The sequence below is a fragment of the Bifidobacterium kimbladii genome, assembly GCF_032193675.1.
In the GTDB taxonomy this organism is placed as follows: domain Bacteria; phylum Actinomycetota; class Actinomycetes; order Actinomycetales; family Bifidobacteriaceae; genus Bombiscardovia; species Bombiscardovia kimbladii.
In genome coordinates this window covers 405200-426523 of sequence record NZ_JASTZZ010000001.1, presented here as the reverse complement: position 1 = coordinate 426523, position 21324 = coordinate 405200, and the positions used below count along the sequence as shown (strand labels likewise).

The 21324-nt window shown below is 62.0% G+C and carries 17 protein-coding genes and 3 tRNA genes; 14 read left to right on the top strand and 6 right to left on the bottom strand.

Annotated features, from left to right (window positions below; genetic code table 11):
• The first annotated feature begins 103 nt into the window (after window positions 1–103).
• The 10 genes from QRX41_RS01885 to rpmG all read left to right on the top strand — a co-directional run bounded on the left by QRX41_RS01885 (window position 104) and on the right by rpmG (window position 7581).
• Complete coding sequence (locus tag QRX41_RS01885; protein WP_313838696.1) at window positions 104–1204, top strand: histidinol-phosphate transaminase; 1101 nt, start codon at window positions 104–106, stop codon at window positions 1202–1204.
• Between the two features lie 178 nt (window positions 1205–1382).
• On the top strand, window positions 1383–1871 hold the full coding sequence (gene nrdI / locus QRX41_RS01880; RefSeq protein ID WP_313838311.1) for a class Ib ribonucleoside-diphosphate reductase assembly flavoprotein NrdI: 489 nt from the start codon (window positions 1383–1385) through the stop codon (window positions 1869–1871).
• 65 nt (window positions 1872–1936) lie between these two features.
• Complete coding sequence (gene nrdF / locus QRX41_RS01875) at window positions 1937–2932, top strand: class 1b ribonucleoside-diphosphate reductase subunit beta (protein ID WP_045925134.1); 996 nt, start codon at window positions 1937–1939, stop codon at window positions 2930–2932.
• 175 nt (window positions 2933–3107) lie between these two features.
• Window positions 3108–3605, top strand: coding sequence for a class Ib ribonucleoside-diphosphate reductase assembly flavoprotein NrdI (gene nrdI, locus QRX41_RS01870; protein ID WP_144085036.1), 498 nt, complete (start codon window positions 3108–3110; stop codon window positions 3603–3605).
• Window positions 3606–3656: 51 nt separating this feature from the next.
• Window positions 3657–5852: a class 1b ribonucleoside-diphosphate reductase subunit alpha gene (gene nrdE, locus QRX41_RS01865; protein WP_313838308.1), complete on the top strand. Its 2196-nt coding sequence runs from the start codon at window positions 3657–3659 to the stop codon at window positions 5850–5852.
• Between the two features lie 170 nt (window positions 5853–6022).
• Window positions 6023–7018, top strand: a complete 996-nt coding sequence (gene nrdF, locus QRX41_RS01860; RefSeq protein ID WP_024626806.1) for a class 1b ribonucleoside-diphosphate reductase subunit beta — start codon at window positions 6023–6025, stop codon at window positions 7016–7018.
• Window positions 7019–7134: 116 nt separating this feature from the next.
• Window positions 7135–7216: transfer RNA gene (locus QRX41_RS01855), tRNA-Tyr, on the top strand.
• Window position 7217: 1 nt separating this feature from the next.
• Window positions 7218–7289 (top strand) — tRNA-Thr (locus QRX41_RS01850).
• 4 nt (window positions 7290–7293) lie between these two features.
• A tRNA-Met gene (locus QRX41_RS01845) sits at window positions 7294–7367 on the top strand.
• 46 nt (window positions 7368–7413) lie between these two features.
• Window positions 7414–7581 (top strand): 50S ribosomal protein L33, encoded by a 168-nt coding sequence (gene rpmG, locus QRX41_RS01840; protein WP_015022386.1) that lies wholly within the window; start codon window positions 7414–7416, stop codon window positions 7579–7581.
• Between the two features lie 161 nt (window positions 7582–7742).
• On the opposite strand, the gene QRX41_RS01835 is transcribed toward rpmG, so the two are convergent.
• The 5 genes from QRX41_RS01835 to QRX41_RS01815 form a co-directional block, all read right to left on the bottom strand.
• Window positions 7743–9074 carry an O-acetylhomoserine aminocarboxypropyltransferase/cysteine synthase family protein gene (locus QRX41_RS01835; protein ID WP_313838305.1) on the bottom strand — a complete coding sequence of 444 codons (1332 nt, stop codon included), beginning with the start codon at window positions 9072–9074 and terminating at the stop codon, window positions 7743–7745.
• 112 nt (window positions 9075–9186) lie between these two features.
• Window positions 9187–10965, bottom strand: coding sequence for an ATP-binding cassette domain-containing protein (locus QRX41_RS01830; RefSeq protein WP_313838304.1), 1779 nt, complete (start codon window positions 10963–10965; stop codon window positions 9187–9189).
• Window positions 10962–12782 carry an ABC transporter permease gene (locus tag QRX41_RS01825; protein ID WP_313838303.1) on the bottom strand — a complete coding sequence of 607 codons (1821 nt, stop codon included), beginning with the start codon at window positions 12780–12782 and terminating at the stop codon, window positions 10962–10964. The genes QRX41_RS01830 and QRX41_RS01825 overlap by 4 nt, the downstream gene beginning before the upstream one ends.
• 9 nt (window positions 12783–12791) lie before the next feature.
• Entirely contained in the window at window positions 12792–13982 is a 1191-nt protein-coding gene (locus tag QRX41_RS01820) for an ABC transporter substrate-binding protein (RefSeq protein WP_313838301.1), read from the bottom strand.
• Between the two features lie 50 nt (window positions 13983–14032).
• Window positions 14033–15097, bottom strand: coding sequence for a uroporphyrinogen decarboxylase family protein (locus QRX41_RS01815; RefSeq protein WP_313838300.1), 1065 nt, complete (start codon window positions 15095–15097; stop codon window positions 14033–14035).
• A gap of 393 nt (window positions 15098–15490) precedes the next feature.
• Here QRX41_RS01815 and QRX41_RS01810 point away from each other — a divergent pair, with 393 nt between their 5' ends.
• From QRX41_RS01810 to dapC, 4 genes are all read left to right on the top strand, one after another.
• Window positions 15491–16720 (top strand): FAD-binding protein, encoded by a 1230-nt coding sequence (locus QRX41_RS01810; RefSeq protein WP_396176776.1) that lies wholly within the window; start codon window positions 15491–15493, stop codon window positions 16718–16720.
• Between the two features lie 93 nt (window positions 16721–16813).
• On the top strand, window positions 16814–18337 hold the full coding sequence (locus QRX41_RS01805; RefSeq protein WP_144085043.1) for an amino acid permease: 1524 nt from the start codon (window positions 16814–16816) through the stop codon (window positions 18335–18337).
• 57 nt (window positions 18338–18394) lie between these two features.
• Window positions 18395–18712 carry a ferredoxin gene (fdxA, locus tag QRX41_RS01800; RefSeq protein ID WP_015022367.1) on the top strand — a complete coding sequence of 106 codons (318 nt, stop codon included), beginning with the start codon at window positions 18395–18397 and terminating at the stop codon, window positions 18710–18712.
• Between the two features lie 70 nt (window positions 18713–18782).
• Complete coding sequence (gene dapC / locus QRX41_RS01795) at window positions 18783–19913, top strand: succinyldiaminopimelate transaminase (RefSeq protein WP_313838298.1); 1131 nt, start codon at window positions 18783–18785, stop codon at window positions 19911–19913.
• On the opposite strand, the gene dinB is transcribed toward dapC, so the two are convergent.
• Window positions 19910–21181, bottom strand: a complete 1272-nt coding sequence (gene dinB, locus QRX41_RS01790) for a DNA polymerase IV (RefSeq protein WP_045924820.1) — start codon at window positions 21179–21181, stop codon at window positions 19910–19912. The two genes, dapC and dinB, sit on opposite strands and share 4 nt — an antisense overlap.
• Between the last annotated feature and the right edge of the window lie 143 nt (window positions 21182–21324).

The window sequence follows — 21324 nt, the reverse complement described above, 5'->3', positions numbered from 1 at the left end:
GCCCCCGGTCCTGCGGAAGGACCGGGGGCCATTCGCGTCTCGGGAGGACCGTGCAGCGGAACAGACCCCGCAGGGACATATGGCGGCCGCTAGCATGGTGCCCATGTACTATCGTCATCGTCCCAGCATTGATGCCCTGCCCGGTTACCGGCAGGGCAGCCCGGCACCAGCTGTTCCCGGGTTCACCAGCTACAAGATCTCCAGCAACGAGAACCCCTACCCGCCCCTGCCCGGTGTGATCCAGACCGTCTCCGAGCAGGCCCTGAGCCATCTGAACCGCTATCCGGACATGCATGGCACCCGTCTGGTGGAGCGGCTGGCCCAGCTGCATGGGGTGGATCCTGCATGCATTCAGCTGGGATGCGGGTCCACCGAGGTCATCACCCAGCTGGTTGACCTGGTGGCCGGTCATGGCGATCAGGTGGTCTATCCCTGGCGCAGTTTCGAGGCCTATCCCATCATCGTCACCTCGGCTGGAGCCACCGGGGTGCCCGTGCCCTTGGATACCGAGGGGCGGCATGACATCGAGGCCATGATCGCCGCGGTCAACGACCGCACCAGACTGGTCATCGTCAACAATCCCAACAATCCGACTGCGACCAACGTCGACCGCGACCAGGCCGAACGGCTGCTGCAGGCCCTGCCTGCGGATCTGCCGGTGCTCTTTGACGAGGCGTATATACAGTTCAACGACGATCCTGATCGCGCTGACGGGTTGTCGCTCATGCGCGAGCATCCCAATGTGATCGTGGCCCGGACCTTCTCCAAGGCTTACGGATTGGCCGGTCTGCGGATCGGGTACGCCGTGGCTGCCGAGCCAATCATTGCCGGCATGAACAAGGTGGCCCTGCCCTTCGGCGTCACCGATGCGGCCCAGACGGCGGCAATGGCCAGCCTGGATGCACAGGACCGCCTGGCCGAACGGGTCCAGGCACTCAAGCAGGAACGGGCCAGGATCCTGGCTGGTTTGCAGGAGCAGGGGTGGAAGATTCCTGAACCTCGGGCCAACTACTACTGGCTGCCTCTTGGCCAGGCTGCGGCGCAGGCTGATCAGCATTTCCGCGACGCAGGCCTATCGGTCAGAACCTTCCCCGGCGAGGGCATCCGCATCACTGTGGGGGAGCGGGAGGCCAACGACCGGGTCCTGGAGGTTTGCGCCGACCTGCGTCGACAGGGTTTGCCGCAGGACCCGATCGCCGACTGAAGGTTGCGCTGGCGCAATCGTAAAAGCATTTGACTGCCGTCCCTGCTGTTGTATGGAATGTCACAGCGGGGACGGTTTTGCTCCTGTGAACTTGTGTCGTCTTGGATAAACCTATATATTGTGGTTGGCTGGCCAAGTCAATCCAATATATAGTGTTTACCAAGGAGCAGCAGTCCCTATGTCCTTAGCAGATGTGGATCGGCACGATCCTCCCGATGGTGCCTCCAGGCTGGTGTATTTCTCCAGCGTCTCCAACAACACCCACCGCTTTGTGCAGCGGCTGGGCGTGGAGGAGCCTCTCCGCATCCCCCTGTACGAGCGGCGCCAGCCCATGCTCGTCATGGATGCGCCCTACCTTCTGCTGGTGCCCACCTATGGCGGCGGGTCAGCCAAGGGGGCCGTGCCCAAACAGGTCATCCACTTCCTGAACAATCCGGTCAACCGCGGGCTGATCCGCGGGGTCATCACCTCGGGCAACCGGAACTTCGGCAGCGCCTATTGCGCGGCCGGACCGCTGATAGCCCACCGGTGCGGTGTCCCTGAGCTCTATCGCTTCGAGCTGCTGGGCACCGCAGAGGACGCTCGGGCGGTCAGGGCCATTCTGGCCGGAATGGGAGTGCAGCTCCAGCAGCAGTCGACTGATTCACGAAAGGCGGTTTTGTCATGAGCCAGCAGGAAAGCACCAAAGAAAACACCAAGGCAGCGTCCAGCGTCTATGCCGACGACGAGATGATGCGCCAATCCATCACCCCGCCCCAGTACCGGGTCACCCCTGAGGCCAGGATCCGCCCGGTCAACTGGAACAAGATCACCGACGAAAAGGATCTGGAGGTCTGGAACCGCTTGGTCTCCAACTTCTGGCTGCCCGAAAAGGTGCCCCTGTCCAATGACATCCCATCCTGGAACACCCTGACCGATCATGAGCGCCAGACCACGGTCCGCGTCTTCACCGGACTGACCATGCTGGACACCACCCAGGCCACCATCGGCGAGCTGGTGCAGATCGATCACGCCCGCACCGAGCAGGAGCAGGCCATCTACACCAACATCGCCTTCATGCAGTCGGTCCATGCCCGGTCCTACTCCTCGGTCTTCTCCACCCTCTGCTCCAGCGAGGAGATCGACAAGGCCTACCGCTGGGCCGTGGCCAACGACGTCCTCCAGGAGCGCGTCCACACGGTCCTGCACGAGTACGTCAGCGAGGATCCCCTGAAGCGCAAGGTGGCCTCCACCATGCTCTCCTCCCTCATGCTCTATGCAGGCTTCTACCTGCCCCTCTACTTCTCCAGCCATGCCAAGCTGATGAACACGGCTGACATGATCCGGCTGATCCTGCGCGACAAGGCCATCCATGGCTATTACTCGGGCTACAAGTATCAGCGGGGTCTGGAGGAGAGGACCCAGGCCGACCAGGCCATGCTGGAGAAGTTCACCAACGATTTGCTGGACAAGCTCTACGATCTGGAGATGGTCTACTCCGGGCAGATCTATGAGGGCTTCCCCTTCGTCGAGGATGTCTTCGCCTTCGTCCGCTACAATGCCAACAAGGCGCTGATGAACCTGGGTTACCCGGCCCGGTTCGCAGCCGACCAGACCGATGTCAGCTCGGAGATCCTGGCGGCCCTGTCGCCCTCGGCCAACGAGAACCACGATTTCTTCTCGGGTTCGGGCTCCTCCTACGTCATGGGACACTCCGAGTCCACGGACGACGACGATTGGGACTTCTGAACGAATCGGAACCGGTGTGATATTGGGCACAGAAAACCCTAGATATGCTCACCGTTTTCAATATCAACAGCACATATAGTAGTTCAGGCTCGCGCTGGGCGGGTTCTGATCGGTCCGTCCTCAGGGCGGGCATCACCGTCAAGACAGGCTCTGGATGGCCTGATCAGGAGGAAGCATGGAGCAACAGCAGACCGCCGGAACTGATTCGGAGCTCAGCGCTCCCGAGTTCGCCGCCCAGGGTCAGCGCCTGGGGGCTGTGGTCTACTTCTCATCGGCCTCGCGCAACACCGCCCGGTTCATCGCCAACTGCCATTTGGATGAGGAGGGGATCGATGTCTTCCGCATCCCTCTGAGGCCCAAGGACCCGCCGCTCAACATTCGACAGCCCTACATCCTGATCGTCCCCACCTATGGGGGCGGATCGGCCAAGAAGGCGGTCATGCCGCAGATCAAGCGCTTCCTGAACGACCCGGACAACCGGGCCGGCATCCGCGGGGTCATCGCCTCGGGCAACACCAACTTCGGGGAGGCCTTCTGCATGGCGGGGGACATCATCTCCCGCAAGTGCAATGTGCCCTTCCTCTACTATTTCGAGCTCATGGGCACCAAGGAGGACCAGGAGAAGGTCCGCCGCGGGGTTGTGGATTTCTTCCGCAACCATCCCGAGTCCTGAGCCAATTGCATTACACGTACTATCACCGTAATTTTCATGAAAGGACACCCGATGGGAGCAAACGAGGACACATCCCTGGGCCTGGACAGGACCGCATCCGAGGATGAGGAGACCTTCGACCCGGCTCACGACTACCATGCCCTGAATGCCATGCTGAACCTGTACGACAAGGACGGCAGGATCCAGTTCGACAAGGACCACGAGGCCGAGCGCCAGTACATGGACCGGCACGTGGGGCCCAACACCATGACCTTCCCCTCCACGGCCGAGCGGATCGCCTACCTCCTGGACCACGAGTACTACGATCGGAAGGTCTTCGAGCGCTACACCCCTGAGTTCCTGGACAGGATCTACCAGCATGCGGCCGAGAGCGGCTTCGAATTCGAGACCTTCCTGGGCGCCTTCAAGTTCTACACCTCCTACGCGCTGAAGACCTTCGACGGCAAGCGCTACCTGGAGGACTTCCCCCAGCGCTGTGTGGCCGTGGCCCTGGAGCTGGCCGACGGTGACGAGCAGGCCGCCATGAAGTACACGGATGAGATCATCTCCGGACGCTTCCAGCCGGCCACCCCAACCTTCCTGAACCTGGGCAAGGCCCAGCGCGGCGAGCCGGTCTCCTGCTTCCTGGTGCGCATCGAAGACAACATGGAGTCCATCTCCCGCGGTGTCAATGCCGCCCTGCAGCTGTCCAAGAGGGGCGGCGGCGTGGCCCTGCTGCTCAGCAACCTGCGCGAGATGGGCGCGCCCATCAAGCACATCGAGAACCAGTCCAGCGGCGTGGTCCCGGTCATGAAGCTCCTGGAGGATTCCTTCTCCTACGCCAACCAGCTGGGCGCCCGCCAGGGTGCCGGCGCCGTCTACCTGTCGGCCCACCACCCTGACATCATGCGCTTCCTGGACACCAAGCGGGAGAACGCGGATGAGAAGATCCGCATCAAGTCCCTGGCTCTGGGCGTGGTCATCCCCGACATCACCTTCGAGCTGGCCAAGCGCAAGGAGCCCATGGCCCTCTTCTCGCCCTACGACGTGGAGCGGGTCTACGGCAAGCCCTTCGCTGACATCCCCATCACCGAGCACTATGAGGAGATGGTCAAGGACAAGCGGATCCACAAGAAGTACATCGACGCCCGCGACTTCTTCATGACCCTGGCCGAGATCCAGTTCGAGTCCGGCTACCCCTACATCCTCTTCGAGGACACGGTCAACAAGGCCAACCCCATCGACGGCCGGATCACCATGTCCAACCTCTGCTCGGAGATCCTGCAGGTCCAGGAGCCCAGCACCTACTCCGAGAACCTGAACTACGAGCATATCGGCCGCGACATCTCATGCAACCTGGGGTCCCTCAACATCGCCAAGGCCATGGACGGCGGACTGGCTGACACGGTCGAAACCTCGGTGCGGGCCCTGACCTCCGTCTCCGACCACACCAACATCGAGGCCGTACCCTCCATCAAGCGGGGCAACGACGAGGGCCATGCCATCGGCCTGGGTCAGATGAACCTCCACGGCTTCCTGGCCCGCGAGGGCATCCACTACGGGTCCGAGGAGGGGCTGGACTTCACCGACATGTACTTCATGACCGTGGCCTACCACGCCTACAGGGCCTCCCACGCCCTGGCCGTGGAGCGGGGGAAGGCCTTCGCCTCCTTCGCCAAGTCCGACTATGCCAAGCCGGCAGGGCAGGGGAACTACTTCGACAAGTACACCGAGGGCAGCCGTTCTTTGGAGCCTAGGACCCAGCGAATCAAGGACCTCTTCGACCAGTATCAGGTCCACATCCCCACGGTGGAGGACTGGAAGGAACTCCAGGCGGCCATCCTCAAGGACGGCATCTACAACCAGAACCTCCAGGCTGTCCCCCCGACCGGGTCCATCTCCTACATCAACCACTCCACCAGCTCCATCCACCCGATCGCCTCCAAGATCGAGATCCGCAAGGAGGGCAAGATCGGGCGCGTCTACTACCCGGCTCCCTACATGACCAACGAGAACCTGGACTACTTCGAGGACGCCTACGAGATCGGCTGGAAGAAGATCGTGGACACCTACGCCGAGGCCACCCAGCATGTGGATCAGGGGCTCTCGCTGACCCTCTTCTTCCCCGACACGGCCACCACCCGCGACCTGAACAAGGCTCAGATCTACGCCTGGCGCAAGGGGATCAAGACCCTCTACTACATCAGGATCCGCCAGCAGGCGCTGGAAGGCACCGAGGTCGAAGGCTGCGTCAGCTGCATGCTTTAAGGCGTCTGTCCTCAGGCCTATGCAATCACTGGTCGGTGCCGTCTTTGAGGGCGGCGCCGGCCCTTTGGTATCCACATCCACAGGTCGGGTCCGTCCATGCGGTAGACTGACGGTCCTGTCATGATCCGCTTCGCACTGTCGAACACCTATCCAACAAGGAGCAATCAACCATGGTCCCACCCATTTCCATTCCCCGGCAGCCGCTGAAGCTGATCGACCGGGTCTCTGCCATCAACTGGAACCGTCTGGAGGACGAGAAGGACCTGGAGGTCTGGGACCGTCTGACTGGCAACTTCTGGCTGCCTGAGAAGGTTCCCGTCAGCAATGATCTGCCCTCCTGGCAGGCCATGAGCGAGGAGGAGCACACCCTGACCATGCGGGTCTTCACCGGCCTGACCCTTCTGGACACCATCCAGGGGACCGTGGGTGCCGTCAGCCTGATCCCGGATGCACTGACCCCCCATGAGGAGGCGGTCTACACCAACATCGCCTTCATGGAGTCGGTCCATGCCAAGTCCTACTCCTCCATTTTCTCCACCCTGGCCTCCACCCCTCAGATCGACGCTGCCTTTGAGTGGAGCGAGCACAACGAGTTCCTCCAGCGCAAGGCCCAGATCGTCCTGGATTACTACGAGGGCGACAACCCCCTGAAGCGCAAGGTGGCCTCCACCCTGCTGGAGTCCTTCCTCTTCTACTCGGGCTTCTACCTGCCCATGTACTTCTCCAGCCATGCCAAGCTGACCAACACGGCCGATTTGATCCGTCTGATCATCCGGGACGAGGCCGTGCATGGCTACTACATCGGCTACAAGTACCAGAAGGGGCTGGCCAAGGTCTCCGACTCCGAGCGCCAGGCCATGAGCGACTACACCTACGAGCTCCTGGGCGACCTGTACGACAACGAGGTGGAATACACCGAGAGCCTGTACTCCGGGGTGGGCCTGGTGGAGGACGTCACCAAGTTCCTGCGCTACAACGGCAACAAGGCCCTGATGAACCTGGGCTATCCCGCCCTCTTCCCCTCGGACACCACCGATGTGAATCCCGCCATCATCGCCTCGCTGAGTCCCAACGCCGACGAGAACCACGACTTCTTCTCCGGCTCGGGCTCCTCCTATGTCATGGGCAAGGCCGTGGAGACGGACGACGAGGACTGGGATTTCTGACCCACCCGTCCCGCTCTGACGGGGAAGACACGACGTTGGAGTGGGACTTGCGGAAAACAGAAAAACATGTCATTATAGGCAAGTTGCCGTACGGAGCTCCGGTTCTAGTGCGGCATGGCGGATTTCCCAAGCGGTCAAAGGGAGCTGACTGTAAATCAGCCGCGTAATGCTTCAGAGGTTCGAATCCTCTATCCGCCACGCCTCGGTAGCTCAGTGGTAGAGCACTTCCTTGGTAAGGAAGAGGTCGTGAGTCCGATTCTCACCCGAGGCTCTCTGGCGGGGTAGCTCAGCTGGCTAGAGCGTACGACTCATAATCGTAAGGTCAAGAGTTCGAGTCTCTTCCTCGCTACTGTGGCCGACATACGTCGGTCGTGCAACGACTATAGAGGTGAACCATGGCAAAAGCCGCAGATATCCGTCCTGGCATTACGCTGGCGTGCACCGTGTGCAAGGAGCGTAATTACATTACGACCAAGAACCGTCGTAACACTCCTGACCGTCTGGAGCTCAAGAAGTTCTGCCCCCGTTGCGGCAAGCATACCCTGCACCGGGAGACCCGCTGAGTTCTTCCCGTTTTTTGGCTTCATCGGAACCCGACCATCTGGTCGGGTTCTTTTTTATACAAGCGTTCTTCCTTATACAAATCCGCCTATGTTCCTGCCCCGCATTATCTGCGGATAGTGTTGGAAGCAGAACGGGTTTGGCGATGTAGGGGGCTCAGCCTTCAGAGAGCGCCCTGGTAGGCGGCCGCAAAGGCCTGATCCAGATCGGCGATCAGGTCGTCCGGGTTCTCCAGGCCTACGGAGATTCGAATCAGGTCGTCGCCCACACCGGCGCTGAGGCGGTAGGGTTCTGGAACCTCCCTGTGGGTGATCCTGGCCGGGTCCACAATCAGGGTGCGGCAGTCGCCGATGTTGGGCATGTAGCTCATGAGACGCACCGAGTCCACGATGCGCTTGACCTGCTCGTAGCCCCCTTGGACCTTGAAGGAGAGAATCGTGCCGACGCCCTTGGGCAGCAGGGTCGATGCCAGGCGGTTCTGCTGATCTGCATCGCCCTGGTGCCGCCCTTCGGGTATGCCCGAATAGTTGACCTGCTCCACTTGGGGAATGGTCAGCAGGTGGCGGGCCAGGGTTGTTGCCGTCTTCACCTCGGTGGCGACCCGCTGGGCCAGGGTCTCGAGGCCGGTCAGCTGCAGGTAGGCGGTGAAGGGGCTCATGACCGCCCCAAAGGTGTGCAGGTACTTGGTATGGACCCTGTGCAGGAAGGCCATCTTGCCGAAGGCATCCAGAAAGCTGACCATGGACCCGTGCCGCTCGTCGCTGATGATCAGCTCGGGCTGGCTCATCTGCGGGAAGCGGCCGTTGCCCCAGTCGAACCGTCCCGCATCCACGATGACCCCGCCCAGGGCATTGCCGTGGCCGCTGATCCCCTTGGTGGTCGAGTGGACGATGATGTCGGCGCCGAAGTCGATCGGGTTGAGCAAATATGGTGTGGGCACCGTATTGTCGATGATCAGGGCCAACCCATGCCGATGGGCCAGGTCGGCCAGGCCGGGGATGTCGGCGATGGCTGTGGACGGATTGGCCACGGATTCGGCGAAGATGGCCCGGGTGTTGTCCTGGATCAGGGACTCCACCGCGTCAAGGTCGTTGATGTCGTCCACGAAATCCGTTTCGATGCCGAAGTTGGGGAAGAAGGTCTTCATGGCGTCCACCGAGGTTCCGTAAAGGTCGACCGGGGAGATCAGTCTCCCGCCGCCCTCGGCTGCGCACATGAGGGCGGACGACACGGCGGCCATCCCCGAGGCCATGGCCACAGCTCCCTTGCCCCCCTCCAGGCTGGCCAGACGGTCCTCCAGGACCTTGACCGTGGGGTTGGCCAGACGCGAGTAAGAAAACCCTTGGATTTCGCCGGCAGCCAGGGCGTCCCCACGGTCGGCGGTGACCATGTCAAAGGCGGCCGATTGGTAAATGGGGACGCTGGCCGCGCCTCCTCCCTGGCTGTGACAGTCATAGCCGTCATGGACGGCTTTTGTTGCGAATCCTTTGCTCATACGGTTGTGCCCCTCTGCTTGTGTCCGGTTGGGAATCCCTTGCTAGCCCACCATCGAATCTTCTTCCAGGGTCTCAGGCAAGGTTGCTCCCATAGGTGTTCCTTATCGCCTGCTATCGGGAGGTTGCCTTCCCCAGGTATGCCTGGCGGACACGTTCATCATTCAAGAGCTGCCGGGCGGGCCCCTCCAGGCGGATCACGCCGTTCTGCAGCACGTACCCGTAGTCGGCGATGGACAGGGCCAGCTCGGCCTGTTGCTCGACCAGCAGGATGGAGATGCCCAGCTGGTCGCGAAGGGAGGCGATCTGCTCAAGCACCTGGTCGACCAGCTTGGGCGAGAGGCCCATGGTCGGCTCGTCCATGCATATCAGCCGGGGATGGCTCATCAGGGCCCTGCCGAAGGCCAGCATCTGCTGCTCGCCTCCTGAAAGGGTGCCGGCCTGCTGCCCGCGGCGTTCGGCCAGGCGAGGGAAGCGCTCATATATGGCATCCAGATCCTGTTCGATCTGATTGCGCTCCCTTTGGGTGTAGGCGCCCATACGCAGGTTCTCCTCCACGCTCATGGCCGCGAAGACCCTTCTTGCCTCCGGAACTGAGGCGATTCCGGAACGGACCCGATCCTTGGTGGGGGTGTGGGTGATTTCCTGTCCATCCAAACGGATGGTCCCCTCCTTTGGAGCCAGCAGGCCCAGGATGGTCTTCATGGTTGTGGACTTGCCCGACGCATTCCCACCCAGAAGGGAAACGATGCCGCCTTGGGGAATGCGAAGACTGACATGGTCCAGGGCCTTGACCGGGCCATAGCTCACATCGACGCCATCCAGGGAGAGCAATGTTCGTTCCCCCTCGGCTGTCGGCTTCCCCTCATCATCAGAGGCCTCAGCCTTGGCTCTCAGCCTGGTTGGCGTGCTGTCGGGATCCTGGCCATCAATCGGTTCCGCAGCGGTGACCGGAGCCAGGGCGTTCTGCCGGGCCAGGACATCCGCCTGCCCGTTCATGGGGGCATCGTTGCGGGGTCTGCGGTCGCCCAGGTATGCGGTGATGACGCGGGGATCGGCGCTGACCTGCCTGGGAGCGCCGGAGGCGATGATCCGGCCGCCGTCCATGGCGATGACCTGGTCGCACAGCGCTTCGATCAGATCGATCTTGTGCTCGACCAGAAGCATGGTCTGACCCTGGGCCTTGAGCTCCAGGAGCTGTTGCAGCACCTCGGCCGTCTCCGACTGGTTCATTCCTGCGGTGGGTTCGTCCAAAACCAGGATGTCGGGGGAACTGACGTGGGCTCTGGCGATTTCGGTGCGTCGCCGGTTGGCGTAGGACAGGGTGTAGGCGGCCTGGGTGCGATGTTCCTCCAGGCGCTCGCTGAATCTGTCGATCTCGGACTGGACGGCCTTGCGTTCGGCGCCCGCCTCCCTCCGGCAGGCGGGACCGGGCACCAGCGTCAGCCAGGTCTGCGCCAGCAGGGGAATCCATCGCAGGATGGGCCACCTCTCCAGACGGCGAAAGGGCCTGCGGGCTTCCAGGCGCCTATGGAATCCTACGGCCACGTTCTCTTCAACGCTCATGGTCGGGAAGACCCTGCCGTTCTGGAAGGTGCGGGACACCCCCTGCTCGGCCATGTCCGTGGCGGGCAGGCCGGTCACGGTGCGTCCCCTCAGGCTGATCTGGCCCGAGTCGGGCTTGAGAAAGCCGCAGATCAGGTTGATGGTCGTGGACTTTCCTGATCCGTTGGGACCGATGATGCCTATCACCTGGCCGGATGCCAGATCCATGTTGACGTCGGCCACCGCCTGCAGCCCCTGGAAGCTCTTGCTCAGATCGCGCACGCGGAGCAGGGGTTGGTCGGGATTGCCACGTACCGGTTCGGGACTATGCTGACTGCCTGTCATCATGCCCTCCTTTTGGTTGAGAACAGGCCTTGTGGTCTGCAGATGATGAAGATGATCAGGACGAGTCCGTAGGCCATGATTCTCACCTCGGGCAGGATGCGCAGCAGTTCCGGGGCGCCTACCAGGATCAAAGAGCCGATCACGGCTCCGGTCGGGGACTTCATCCCACCCAGGACGATAATGGTCAGGATCAGGGTCGACATGGTCGGGTTGAAGAGGGTCGGGTCGATATAGGTGTACTGGTGTGCCAGCAGGGCTCCTGCGATACCTGCCGACCCGCATGCCAGGGCGTAGGCCAGCGCCTTGTAGGCCCCGGTCCTGATCCCCAGGGACCAGGCCGCTTGGCCGTCCTCGCCAATGGCTTCGAAGACGTGACCTAGGTGTGAGGTCCTGATACGAGAGGTCACCGCGAGGACGAGCAGAAGAACGACCAGGTCCAGCAGGTACTGCATCTGCTGGGTGTAGAGCGGCTTGCCCAGGAAGGTCGGCAGGGGAATGCCCTGCAGACCTAGCGAGCCCCTGGTCAGCGGTTCCCAGATGCGGATGATGGCGACCATGACTGCTCCCACGCCTATGGTGGCGATAGCCACATAGTGGCCACTGAGCTTCCATACCGGGAATGTCAGCAGGGATGCGGCCAGGGCGGCGATGACGGCCGCGCCCAGCAGGGAGAGCGTGAAAGGCCAATGCAGACGCATGGTCAAGAGAGCCGAAGCGTAGGCTCCCACGGCCACAGGTCCCGCCAACCCCAGGATGGTCTGACCGGCCGAGCCCGAGATCAAGGTCAGGCCCACTGCGGCAATGGCGTAGATGGCAACCTGGGTCCCGATCCCAGCCAGGTGGTCGGAGAAAATGAAGGGTGTGGCCAGAGCGGCTGCCGCAAGGCCGAGATTGGCCCAAAGCGGCAGTCGGATGGGTCTGGCGGCTTCTGGGAGGGTTCCGGTCATGGGTTCCTTGTCCATGTCCGCCTTGCGGCCCAGGAAGCCTGAAGGCTTGAGGATCAGCACCAGCAGGAGGGTGCCGAAGGTGATCAGGTCGTGCACGCCATCGCCGAAGAGTCCTACGCCGACAGCCTCGGCCAAACCCAGCACCAGGCCGCCGATGATGGCTCCGGGGATGGAGCCCAGCCCGCCGATGGCTGCGGCTACAAAGGCCGTCATGCCGATGGCGTTGCCGTCCATGGGGTTGATGTTCGTCTTGAACAGGCCGATGAAAATTCCCGCGATGCCCGCCAGGATCGAACCGATGACGAAAGCAATGGTGCGGATGGAGGTGACCGGCACCCCCATCTGCAATGCGGCCTGGGAATCCTGGGAGGTGGCCCTGATGGCTTGGCCGGTCCTGCCGTAGGTCAAGAAGGCCCAGAGCGCAACCATGCTGGCCAGGGCGACCAGACCCATGACCAGGTCGGAGGTGCCGAAGCTGATGCCTAGCGCATGCAGGTTGTGGGTGGGCAGCAGCTGGGGGAAGGGCCTGGTCTGAGAGCCGAAGATCAGCTGCATCCCGTTATCCAGGACCTGTCCTAGACCCACGGTGCCCAGGAGGGCGGCGATCGGTTGCCGGCCTTCCAGGGGAGCGATGACCAGGAGGTTGGTGATCAGGCCGACCAGGCCCGTGACCAGGACGACGGCCAATATGGTGGGAACGAGTCCCCAGCCTAGGGAGGAGCCTACCCACCAGGCCGTCATCATGCCGACCGCTACCAGGGATCCTTGTGCGAAGTTGGCCACATTGGTCACTCCGAAGACCAGGGACATTCCCACGGCGGCCAGAGCGTACACACCGCCGTGGATGAGTCCGGAAAAGAGCGTCTCGACCATGATCGCTGCTCACTCCTCGATCTGTTTGAATTTGCCCTGATCCACCTGGAGGAGGATGGGCTTGATCGTATCCGCCCGTCGGGTCTTGGTATTGAACCGGAAGGTTCCTCCCCGGCCTTGGTAGAGCGGGAAGTCCTTGACCTTGCCCAGGGCCTCCTGGATGCCCTCCCTGGTGGGGCTGGTCTTCTCGCCCGCGTAGGCCAGGTCCTTGATGGCCTGGTAGGCAGTGATTTCGAAGTTGCCGGGGACGGTGTGATACCGGTCCTCAAAGCTCTTGACGAAGGCTTTGGCTTTCGCATCCTTGGTGCCTGTTGCCGAAAAGACGCCGGTGATAATGGCGCCTTGGGCGTTCGCTCCGGTCAGGGAGAGGAACTCCTTGGTCTCCTGACCGCCGAAGAAGGGTCCCTTATAGTCCAGTTTGTCCCGCAGGGTGTTGGCGATCAGCGCCCCATCTGGTCCGTAACCGATGTCTACCACGGCCTCGGGGGCAGCATTCTTGGCCGGGATCAGTATCGGAGTCAGGTCCGTGGAATCGGGCAGATAGGAGGATTGGTAGACGATCTGCACCCCGAGCCGTTCCGCAGCCTCCTTGAAGTACTGGTAGGATTCCTTCCCCCAGTCGTTTTCTATATAGACGACGGAGATCTTCTTGGCTCGCTTGGCCACCGCCTCAGCGTTGACTTCCTGGTTAATCTTCTGCGAGATCTGCGGCGTCCAGACATGATCACCCGAATTCGTGAATGTCGGCGAGGAGTTGTTGAAGCCGTAATGGACCAGCCCGGCCTGTTGGAAAATAGGCGATGCGGCTGAGGAGGCTGGCGAGGAATAGTCACCCACAACGGCGATGACCGATTTGTCGGAGGCGATCTTGGGGGCGACGGCGGCATCCTGCTTGGCGTCTGACTGGGTGTCGTAGTAGGCGATGTCCAGGCGCTTGCCCTGTATGCCGCCCTTCTTGTTGACCTGGTCCTTGGCCAGATCAAAACCCTGTTGGAACATCTTGCCGTACTCGGCGTAGAGACCGGTCTTAGGGTAGATGGCAGCGATGGTCACATGGTCTGACGATCCTGCGGACGAACCCTGGTCGCCTCCCAATCCGCAGGCCGACAGCGCCCCGGCCATGGCCATGGTGATCATGAGGGCAACCATTGCCCTGATGGTGCCACGATGCTGCTGGTGCTGCTTTGATGTGATGACCATGATGTCTCCCTTGGAGTTTGACGGTTGATGTCGGTGGGTTGTGTGTGGATTCAGCGTTGCTTGGGGGCCCGGGTTCCGCTCAGGAGGCGCAGGGCTTCCTCGTCGGCGGGCGTCGGGATGGTGCATGAGGGCGCCAGGAGGAAGGGACGGCCTTGACGGGCCTGGATGGTCTGATCCAATTCCTGGCGGATCTGGTCCACATCGCTGCCCGGGTTGAACAGTTCGAAGTCGGCTCCTCCCACGGGCACCGCTGGAAAGTCGGTGCTGATTTCAGGATTGCCTGGGCGGAACTGATCCCAGTGGAGAAAATCAGGATTCAGGTCGGTGAATTCTTCGGGGTGTGCATCCTCCCGGCAGGTATGCAGCAGGACCAGGGCTTCGGGATCGGCCTGTCTGACCGCCTGGATCACGATCCGGTCATAGGGCTTGGCCCATTCCTCCAGTTGCGCCTGGTTGAAGTAGCCATGGCTGGCCAGCCCCGTTTCGGCGAAGAAGATGCCGTCCAAGCCGGCCCCGCCCTGCTCCTTGGGGCTGACCAGCAGGGTTGCGTAGTCGGCCAGGGTCCGGGCAATCTTGTCCAGCGCTGACTTGGCCGCCTCGGGCTGGTCGAAGATCAGCGTCTGTCTGTTCAGGCCCCTGTCGTCCTCCTGCGCGGAGCCCTGCCCCTCGGGGTAGAGGGGAAGATCGGCCAATTGCAGAAGGACCGAGAGCGGGGAGAAGACCGTGTCGATGACTGCTCGGTCCTCCAGGCCGTCGCGGATGGCCCTGGCAGCCTGGATCTGTTCTTGGAGGACCTTGTTGGTTTCAGGGTCGCGATAGTCGATGCGGGCGATGTCCCCTGCCTCCTGGATGGCCGTGCGGATGGTGCGTGGGATCAGCCAATCATAGTGATCCCTGTCGTAGACTGCGTCCCAGACCTCGGCGTAGTAGATGGCCCTCGGGTTGATCTTGACCCAGTCCCAATCCCACTTGCGAACGAAGTCCAAGGTGGCTGCGGCAAAATTCTCAGCACCGTACTCGTGACCGATGTGGTGCTGCCAGGCAGAGGTCAGCCAGGGGCGGCTTGTCTGGCCATGGGCTATCTGGTGGAACTGGGTTCTTCTGTCTTCTGTCATTGCATGCTCATTTCCTGGTATGTGTCCTATGAACGCCCGGTCAGGTGTCCAGGTGGTTCCGGTGCCCTTCGTCCGGAAACAGGGCTTTGGAGATTCCCCTTCCCAAAGCTCTTGTCACATAAAACCCCCAGGAAGCAAGCCCGTCAACGACCTGGCATATAGGTAATATCTATCGCCGCTCATCGTCCCCTGGCCCTGCGCGGGTCTTGCGAAAGCTATAGGAAAAGCTGATAGGGGGGTCAGACAGGACTTCGCAGTCACCTTGATGCCCTTGCTTTGCTATCCGAGTATGACCGATTGATGATCGCCAAGGGCGACAGGGGGCATTCCAGGTCTGGCATGGCTCCTGCTCGGGAGAGGCCCTCATAAAGGGACGATGATACAGTGAATTGCATGTCTGATGTATCCTCCAGAGACGCCATTCCGACCTTTGCCGATATCACCACTGTGGGTGTGGGCGGGAGCATGGCCGCCTTTGTTCAGCCTCAAAGCCGTGTGGGCATGATCGAGGCTGTGGAGGACGCGGATTCCAAAGGGTTGCCCCTTTGCCTGATCGGCGGGGGATCCAATCTGCTGGCCTCCGACCAGGATTTTCCCGGCGTGGTTGTGCGCGACACCCGTCAGGACATCAGCGTGCCCGACGAGGTGGCTCCGCCTGAGGGCGGCCTTCCCGTCGTTCACATCAACGCTACGGCTGGGACCAACTGGGATGATCTGGTCTCCTACTGCGTGCGCATGCACCTGATCGGGGTAGAGGGACTGTCCGGCATCCCCGGGACTGTCGGAGCCTCGGTGGTCCAGAACATCGGCGCCTACGGCCAGGAGGTCGGACGCCTTGTCGACTCGGTCGAGGTCTGGGATCGTCAGGACAAGGTCACTGCCTATCTGCGGGCCTCGGATCTGGATTTCGGATACAGGACCTCCCTGCTCAAGCAGACCATGTACCAGGAGCCGGCTGTGCCCGACGCACGGTTCTTCCCCACGCCGCGCTACGTGGTCCTTGCGGTCACCCTGGTCCTGCGACACGGATCCGCGGCTCAGGTGGGTTCCGCCCAGCTGGCCAGGGCCCTGGGTGTCGAGGTTGGGGCGACCCTTCCCCTGGAGCGGATTCGTCAGGCGGTTCTGGCGGTCAGAGCAGCCAAGGGGATGCTGGAGGATCCCTATCGGTACCTGACCGATTGGATGGGATCCTGCCGTCGAACCTCCGACCTGGAAGAGGCTCTGGAGGCTGTCCAGGATGACCTTCACGGCCCCAGGGGCGAAAGGGTGCTGCTCGACCGCCATAGCTGCGGGAGTTTCTTCACCAATCCGATCATCAGTCGTGAGGCTGCGGATGCCCTGCCGGCGGATGCTCCGCGCTATCCTGTCGAAGACTCGGCATCGGTCAAGACCTCAGCAGCCTGGCTGATCGATCATGCGGGCTTCCACAAGGGCTTCGCCTTGGAGGAGAGGTCGGCAGCCGCCCTGTCCGACGTGCACACGCTGGCACTGACCAATCGTGGAGGGGCTGGCTCAGATGACATGGCGGCCCTGGCCCGTGCCATCCAGATAGGTGTGGATTCCACCTTCGGCATCCATCTGATTCCCGAGCCCGTTACCCCAGGCATCGACCTGGCCTGGTAGCTCCTGCTTTCACGTAATGAGCGTATTTCGGTTTTGTATGGCACCATATCCTATGATTACTCGCCGGAGCGGGACTCGTGAGTCGGGAGCAAGATGGAATTATTCAGGAAGAAATCGGTTGAACAGACCCTGGCAGAGACCGGGGAGGAGGGCAGGTCGCTCAAGCGGACGCTGACCACCTGGGATCTGGCCATCATGGCCGTCGCAGTGGCTGTGGGCGCGGGCATCTTCTCGGTGGGGGCCCAGGCAGCGGCCTTCCATGCGGGTCCGGCCGTCATTATCTCCTTCGTCATCGCAGGCATCGTCTGTGCGGCGGCCGTCATGTGCTACGCGGAGTTCGCCTCCATGATCCCGGTTTCAGGCTCGGCCTACACTTTTACCTACAACACCATGGGCGAACTGGTGGCTTGGATCATCGGCTGGGACCTGATTCTGGAGATGCTCATGGCCGCCTCGGTCATCTCCAAGTACTGGGGCGTCTACCTGAACGACTTCATCCATCTGATGGGGGGCACGTCCTTCAGCTCCAGCTTCCATCTGGGCGGCCTGGATGTGGATCTGGCCCCGCTGGCGGTCGTCACCCTCTTCACGGTCCTGCTGGTCCTGGGCACCAAGCTTTCAGCCCGGTTCGACGGCGCCCTGACCGTCCTCAAGATCGGCATCGTGGTCTTCGTCATCGTAGTGGGCTTCTTCTACGTCAAGTTGGACAACTACCGGCCCTTCATCCCGCCTTCTGAGCCGGCTTCTGCCGTTCCGGGGGCCAGCGTGCCGGGCATCATGGGTCAGCCCCTTTGGCAGTGGGTTTCAGGCATGCAGCCCACCATCTACGGTATCCCCGGCATCCTCTCAGGCGCAGCCCTGGTCTTCTTCGCCTTCGTAGGTTTCGATATTGTCGCCACCACCTCCGAGGAGGCCAAGGAACCCCATAAGACCATTCCTCGTGGAATCGGCCTGGGCATGCTGATCGTCATCACCCTGTACATCCTGGTCGCCATCGTCACCACCGGCATGGTCTCCTACAAGGATCTGGCCAAGGCCAAGAACCCCTCACTGGCCACCGGCTTCGAGATGGTGGGGGCTCCCTGGGCTGCCAAGATCATCTCCTTCGGCATCGTGGTGGGGCTGACCACTGTGGTCATGGTGCTCCTGCTGGGGCTGACCCGCATCATCTTCGCCATGAGCCGCGACGGGCTCCTTCCACGTGCCCTGTCCCGCACCGGCCGTCATGGCACGCCGGCCCGCATTCAGATCCTGGGCGGCATCGTGGTGGCTGTGGTGGCCTCCTGCTTCCCCATAGACGTCCTATCCGACATGGTCAACATCGGCACGCTCTCGGCCTTCCTGCTGGTGGCCATCTCCCTGCCCATCATGCGCAAGCGCCGGCCTGACCTGCCCCGGTCCTTCAAGATGCCCGGCAACCCTTGGGTTCCCATACTGATCGCCCTGGCCTGCCTCTGGCTCATGCTCAACCTGACCGTGCTGACCTGGATTCGATTCGTGGTCTGGCTGGCTGCAGGACTGGCCATCTACTTCGCCTATTCCTACCGGCACTCTCTGCTCGGCCGTCATCAGCTCAGCGGGAAGATATCCGAGGCCACCCAGGCCGGTCTGGACTGACCCGGAGCGTCGGCGCTGCAGTGTAAAGTGAGTATTCGCATACTCAGGAGGTAACCCATGACCTACGTCATCGCTCAGCCCTGCGTGGACGTCAAGGACAAGGCCTGCGTGGACGAATGCCCGGTGGACTGCATCTACGAGGGCGTCCGTTCGCTCTACATCAACCCCAACGAGTGCGTGGACTGCGGCGCCTGCGAGCCGGTCTGCCCGGTGGAGGCCATCTTCTACGAGGACGACCTGCCCGAGGAGTGGACCTGGTACAAGGACGCGGCGACTGATTTCTTCGCCCAGGTGGGGGATGCCGGCGGCGCTGCCGCGGTCGGCCCCTACGATCACGATCCGGAGGGTGTGGCAGCCCTGCCGCCCAACAAGTAGTCGATTCAGGCTGACGAGCCGCGGACGGGAGCCATCCCACCGCGGCTTATTTATAGGAGAAAGGCGGACCATGGGTTTCCACTCTTTCGAATCCCCCTACGACTGGTCAAGGATCGACCCCTATCGGCGGCGTGCCGAGCAATGCCCCGGCGGCCTGGTCGACCTGTCGGTAGGTTCGCCGGTAGATCCTGTGCCCAGGTCGGTCAGGGAGGCCTTGGCTGCGGCTGCGGATGTCGGCCAGGCACGAGGCTATCCAAAAACTGCCGGTGATGGCCCTCTGAGGCAGGCCGTGGCCGACTGGTTCTGCCGTTGCCGCGGGGTCGATCTGGATGCCCTGGGAGCGGACCTGGTTCCCACCGTCGGATCCAAGGAGGCGGTGGCGCTCATGGCCTCCCTCCTGCATCTGGGGCCGGGGGACCGGGTGGTGCAGCCGAGGGTATCCTATCCCACCTATGCCATCGGAACCCAGCTGGCCGGGGCCCAGGTGACGACCGTGGATGATCCGGCTGATACGGATTCATGGGTGGACCTGCCCGGCGTGCGAGCCATATGGATCAATTCGCCGGGCAACCCCAGTGGACGGGTCATCGACCGAGCCGGGTTGGCGAAGATTGTACAGGCAGCCCGTTCGATAGGGGCTACGGTCCTGAGTGACGAGTGCTATGCCCTGCTGGACTGGTCAGGATCCGCCCAGGCCTCACCCTGCATTTTGGAGTCTCAAGTCTGTGGCGGCGATGCCAGCGGGATACTGTGCCTGTACTCAATGAGCAAGCAGTCCAACATGGCCGGATATAGGGCTGCCCTGGTGGCCGGCGATGCTCAACTGGTGAAGGCCATGACCGCCTACCGCAAGCAGGTCGGACTGATTGTGCCAGGTCCAGTGCAAGGGGCCATGCGGGCCGCTCTGGAGGATGGCGAGGCCGTGACGGCCCAGCGCAATGTCTACGCTCGTCGCCTGCATGCACTGACTGAAGCTCTCGGAGCTTACGGATACGATGCCGTCATGCCTCAAGGTGGCCTTTATATCTGGGCACAAGCCCGTTCGGGCGATTGCTGGGCAGACATGGCTGAACTGTCCCGTCTGGGGATCCTGGCCAGCCCCGGGGAGTTCTACGGGGCTGGCCGCTATCTGCGGTTCTCGTCAACCATCACTGACGAGCAGCTGGATCTGGCCTTGGGGCGTCTGCGGAGCGCCGCTTAGAGGCCCATGCTGACTGAGCCCTTGCCGTAGCGGTTCCTGATGGAGTCCATGGTGGCCTCTGCCTGATCCAGGCGCTGGGCCTCGCTGCCGGTGCGGCGTTTGCTCTCGTGGATGATGTCGTCCAAGGACGGCTGGATGGGAGTGTCCTCCACCCGGCTCAGACCGGATGCGCTGACACCGGCCAGACGGATCAGCCTGGGCAGGGGTGTGTCCATGGGCACGCCATCGGGCAGCCCCAGCATGGCCTTGAGCAGGCCGACTGCTTGCGGATAGATGCGGTTGGCTGAGTTGACCGGGGTTTCCAGGGTGTGGGCCTTGGTCATATAGCGCAGATCATCGAAGCGCAGTTTGACGGTGATGGTTCGGGCGATCAGGTCGTGCGATCGCAGTCCGGTGGCCACTTCGTTGCTGCAGACGCGCAGGAGGTCGCAGACCTGCTTCATGCTGGTCGTGTCGTGCAGGAAGGTGCGTTCCGCGCCTAGGGATTTCTCCGGCGCTCGCGGCTGGACCGGATCGTCGTCCAGTCCGTGTGAGGCCTGTGCCAGCTTCCTGGCTGTAAGGTTCGAGCCCGTGGCCCGAGTCAGATCCCGCTCGCTCATGGTGGCCAGGTCGGCCACGTCCTTGATGGCCCAGGCGTTGAGCCGCTTCTCCAGGGCCGGTCCGATGCCGGGGATGCCGCGCAGGGGCATCAGCTGGACGAACTCGGCCTGCCGGGCCTTGGGGATCAGCAGCATGCCGTCGGGCTTGGCGTTGGTGGAGGCCATCTTGGCTACCAGCTTGTTGGTGGCGATGCCCACCGAGCAGGTCACGTGGAATTGTCGGGCCACGCTGGCTCGAATCCACCGGGCGATGGCCGTGGGCATGCCCCAGCGCATGAGCGCCCCGGACACGTCCATATAGCATTCATCTACTGAGACCTGCTCGATCTGATCAGTAATTCGTGAGAAAACCGTATCAAATATCCTTCGTGAGATATTCCGGTAATAGGTCATGTCGACCGGGAGAAACACCCCTTGAGGGCACAGACGCTCGGCACGTGCCAGGGGCATGGCCGAGTTGATGCCGAAAGCCCTGGCTTCATAGCTGGCCGCGGAGACCACCGACCGCCGTCCGGTGCCGATGATGACCGGCCGGCCCTGCAATTGAGGGTGTCGGGCGACTTCGCAGGAGGCGTAGAAGGCATCCATGTCAATGTGCAGCACCGTGCAGCCGGTCTCGTCATGTCCCCAGTCTTTCTTGGCGGCTGCAAGCCTTGGTGCGGTACTCATGGCTCCATGATATAAAGGGGCCCCAGAGGAACATGCAATAAATTATTCTCAAACGTAAATTCTTGGAAAAGATTCACAATTCTGGTTTTTATCCATGAAAATGAACGAATCTGTCCTGTGCTTCATTGCATCCTGTCGCACCG

Bases quoted from the DNA above. Each gene is read 5' to 3' on its own strand.
- nrdI (WP_144085036.1), top strand. From the start codon at position 3,108: ATGGAGCAACAGCAGACCGCCGGAACTGATTCGGAGCTCAGCGCTCCC.
- nrdE (WP_313838308.1), top strand. From the start codon at position 3,657: ATGGGAGCAAACGAGGACACATCCCTGGGCCTGGACAGGACCGCATCC.
- rpmG (WP_015022386.1), top strand. From the start codon at position 7,414: ATGGCAAAAGCCGCAGATATCCGTCCTGGCATTACGCTGGCGTGCACC.
- QRX41_RS01820 (WP_313838301.1), bottom strand. From the start codon at position 13,982: ATGGTCATCACATCAAAGCAGCACCAGCAGCATCGTGGCACCATCAGG.
- QRX41_RS01815 (WP_313838300.1), bottom strand. From the start codon at position 15,097: ATGACAGAAGACAGAAGAACCCAGTTCCACCAGATAGCCCATGGCCAG.
- dinB (WP_045924820.1), bottom strand. From the start codon at position 21,181: ATGAGTACCGCACCAAGGCTTGCAGCCGCCAAGAAAGACTGGGGACAT.
- QRX41_RS01805 (WP_144085043.1), top strand. From the start codon at position 16,814: ATGGAATTATTCAGGAAGAAATCGGTTGAACAGACCCTGGCAGAGACC.
- fdxA (WP_015022367.1), top strand. From the start codon at position 18,395: ATGACCTACGTCATCGCTCAGCCCTGCGTGGACGTCAAGGACAAGGCC.
- dapC (WP_313838298.1), top strand. From the start codon at position 18,783: ATGGGTTTCCACTCTTTCGAATCCCCCTACGACTGGTCAAGGATCGAC.
- nrdF (WP_045925134.1), top strand. From the start codon at position 1,937: ATGCGCCAATCCATCACCCCGCCCCAGTACCGGGTCACCCCTGAGGCC.
- QRX41_RS01810 (WP_396176776.1), top strand. From the start codon at position 15,491: ATGTCTGATGTATCCTCCAGAGACGCCATTCCGACCTTTGCCGATATC.
- QRX41_RS01885 (WP_313838696.1), top strand. From the start codon at position 104: ATGTACTATCGTCATCGTCCCAGCATTGATGCCCTGCCCGGTTACCGG.
- nrdF (WP_024626806.1), top strand. From the start codon at position 6,023: ATGGTCCCACCCATTTCCATTCCCCGGCAGCCGCTGAAGCTGATCGAC.
- QRX41_RS01830 (WP_313838304.1), bottom strand. From the start codon at position 10,965: ATGATGACAGGCAGTCAGCATAGTCCCGAACCGGTACGTGGCAATCCC.
- QRX41_RS01825 (WP_313838303.1), bottom strand. From the start codon at position 12,782: ATGGTCGAGACGCTCTTTTCCGGACTCATCCACGGCGGTGTGTACGCT.
- nrdI (WP_313838311.1), top strand. From the start codon at position 1,383: ATGTCCTTAGCAGATGTGGATCGGCACGATCCTCCCGATGGTGCCTCC.
- QRX41_RS01835 (WP_313838305.1), bottom strand. From the start codon at position 9,074: ATGAGCAAAGGATTCGCAACAAAAGCCGTCCATGACGGCTATGACTGT.